This is a genomic window from Pelagibius sp. Alg239-R121 (assembly GCF_947331435.1).
GTDB lineage: Bacteria > Pseudomonadota > Alphaproteobacteria > Kiloniellales > Kiloniellaceae > Denitrobaculum.
In genome coordinates, this window is record NZ_CAMZOF010000037.1 from 1 (window position 1) to 2,356 (window position 2,356).

The 2,356-nt window shown below is 51.4% G+C and carries 1 protein-coding gene and 3 pseudogenes; 3 read left to right on the forward strand and 1 reads right to left on the reverse strand.

Annotated elements, in window-relative coordinates; genetic code table 11:
• From QMZ18_RS36815 to QMZ18_RS36825, 3 genes and pseudogenes are all read left to right on the forward strand, one after another.
• On the forward strand, window positions 1–421 hold a 421-nt coding region (locus QMZ18_RS36815), incomplete at its 5' end, for an iron-containing alcohol dehydrogenase (protein ID WP_282611428.1).
• 45 nt (window positions 422–466) lie between these two features.
• Window positions 467–1,084, forward strand: a pseudogene (locus QMZ18_RS36820) (IS3 family transposase); the annotation flags it as partial.
• Between the two features lie 2 nt (window positions 1,085–1,086).
• A pseudogene (locus QMZ18_RS36825) lies at window positions 1,087–1,848 on the forward strand (IS6 family transposase); the annotation flags it as partial.
• 60 nt (window positions 1,849–1,908) lie between these two features.
• Here the strand turns inward: QMZ18_RS36825 and QMZ18_RS36830 are convergent.
• Window positions 1,909–2,118: pseudogene (locus tag QMZ18_RS36830) on the reverse strand (IS6 family transposase); the annotation flags it as partial.
• Window positions 2,119–2,356 lie beyond the last annotated feature (238 nt).

The following is a 2,356-nucleotide window of genomic DNA, read 5'->3' on the forward strand; positions in this document are numbered from 1 at the left end:
AAACCAAACTGAACCAAACCTAAAACTGGCCATTTTTACTTCGGCACTTCTGACCATTTTTCAATCGGCATTGACAATGGTCGGGGCCGAGTTCAACACCCATCACGGCTTGACCAATGCTATCATCCTGCCGGTTGTTCTGCGGTTCAACCTGCCGGGTATGGAGGAGAAGGTAAAGCGGATGGCCGGTGTGATGGGCCTTGAGGACACGACTGTCGATGGCTTTATTGCTGAAATCGAGCACAGGCTCGAAGACATCGGTATTCCCCGGTCTCTGAGCGAGATCGGGGTGCCTGCAGACTGTAGTGGGCGCATTGCCGAAAAGGCCTTGCTGGACAGCGCCGCTGCAACGAATCCGCGATCTGCCAGCGCTGAACAGCTTCAGTGTCTAATCGAAACCGCCATCACCCGGGCGCGTTGAACCAAGAGGATGACCTACCCCCATTGAATTGATCCAATTCCTATGATGAGGCAACGAAGGATCAAAGATGGAAAACAACGACACAAGCCGGATAGAGATTGTCACCAAGCTGCGTCAGGTGGAAGTACTGATTGGACAGGGATTGGCCTGCGTTGTGAAGTCAGAATCACGGAACAGACGTATTACAGCCCCCACTCAGCGATGCTATATACCGCCTACCAGTCAATGGGCAAGCAATACGGCGATATGGGAGCCGATCAATTGAAGGAGCTGAAGCGCCTGCAGAAGGAGAACGAACGGCTTCGCAAGGCGGTATCGGACCTGACCTGGATAAGCTGATCCTGACCGAGGCCACCAAGGGAAACTTCTGAGCCCCACACGTCTTCGCAAGTGCATCAACCTTGTCCGCAGCCAGCTCAGCGTTTCCAAACACCGGGCTTGTCGTGTGTTAGGTCAGTATCGATCGAACAACGCCGTCTTCCCAGGGGACGCGGAGATGAAGACCTGCTTGGTGCAGACATGATCGAGATGGCGAGGCGGTACGGCCGCTACGGTGACCGGCGGATCGCCGCCCTGCTCAGGGATGCAGGATGGCAGGTCAATGATGAACGAGTCGAGCGTCTGTGGCGATGTGCGGGGTTGAAGGCGTTGATGAAACAGCCGAATTGGATGAATTCAAAGGGCGCCATTTGACGGGCGAGGTCGTGTTTTGGGCGGTTGGCTGGTACTGCAGGTACGGTGTCAGCTACCGCGACTTTGAGCAGATAATGGCTGACCACGGCGTCCGTGTTAATCATGCCACGATCTACCTTATGGGTTCAGACCTACGCCCCGGAGATGGGAAAGCGTTTGCGCTGGCAATGGCGCCGGCCTGTCTCAGGCAGTTGGCAGGTCGATGAGACTTACATCAAGGTTCGCGGTAAATAGGCGTACCTTTACCGGGCCGTGGACAAGCTCGGGAACACGATCGATTTCTATCTTTCAGCCACCCGGAAAACCAAGGCGGCAAAGCGGTTTCTGGGCAAAGCCTTGAGGGGGCGGAATGACTGGGAAAAGCCCTATACAATCAACACAGACAAGGCCCCCACTTATGGAGCAACCATTTCCGAGTTGAAAGCAGAATGCAAGTGCCCCGAAGAAACCGAGCATCGGCAGGTGAAGTATCTCAACAACATCGTTGAGGCTGATCACGGCAAGCTGAAACAACTGATCTGTCCGGTACGCGGTTTTAAAACCCTGAAGTTCCCCTACGCAACAATAAAGGGCTTCGAGGTCATGCGTGCTCTGTACAAGGGTCAGCCTGGTACCTTCAACTTCTCAAACGACACTTTGGTGAAGCACAAATTGTCGAGAGAGCATTCGGCATTGGTCCATGTGCTCTCTCAGAAGCCGTGACTATGCTCGAAAACCATCTTCAGGATGCCAAAACTCAAGCAGGTAACCCGTTAGAGCTACAAATCTGTCCAAACTCAATATTTGCAACAGAGCCATGTCGAGGCCTTCCGTATCTGCGTTTCGACAGCGACTAAAGGAGAAAACTTGTCCACCCAGCTGTTCAGTGTCGCATGATCGACCGAGACACCTCTTTCGGCCATGATCTCTTCCAAATCGCGATAAGACACTGCATATCGAACTTAGAAATAGACCGCGAAAAGAACTACATCCTGCGGATAGTGGTTGCCCGTGAAGGAGATCATCTTCAAACCCTGACCTATTGTCCAAACGGCAAAGATCGATAGCCGATCATACAAACAAAGCAAGCCGTCGCTGAAACTTTGCGACAGAACCGTTTGTTCATTTTTTACAGTTTTAGATTATGTTTTTCAGTTAGTATTCCATGTACACAAAAATAGATTAAGAAAGTAGTAGACATGACTGCTTTGTATAGAGTGTTCAGTTATCTGAACTTTGGAATTACATTTCAAGTTAAATTTT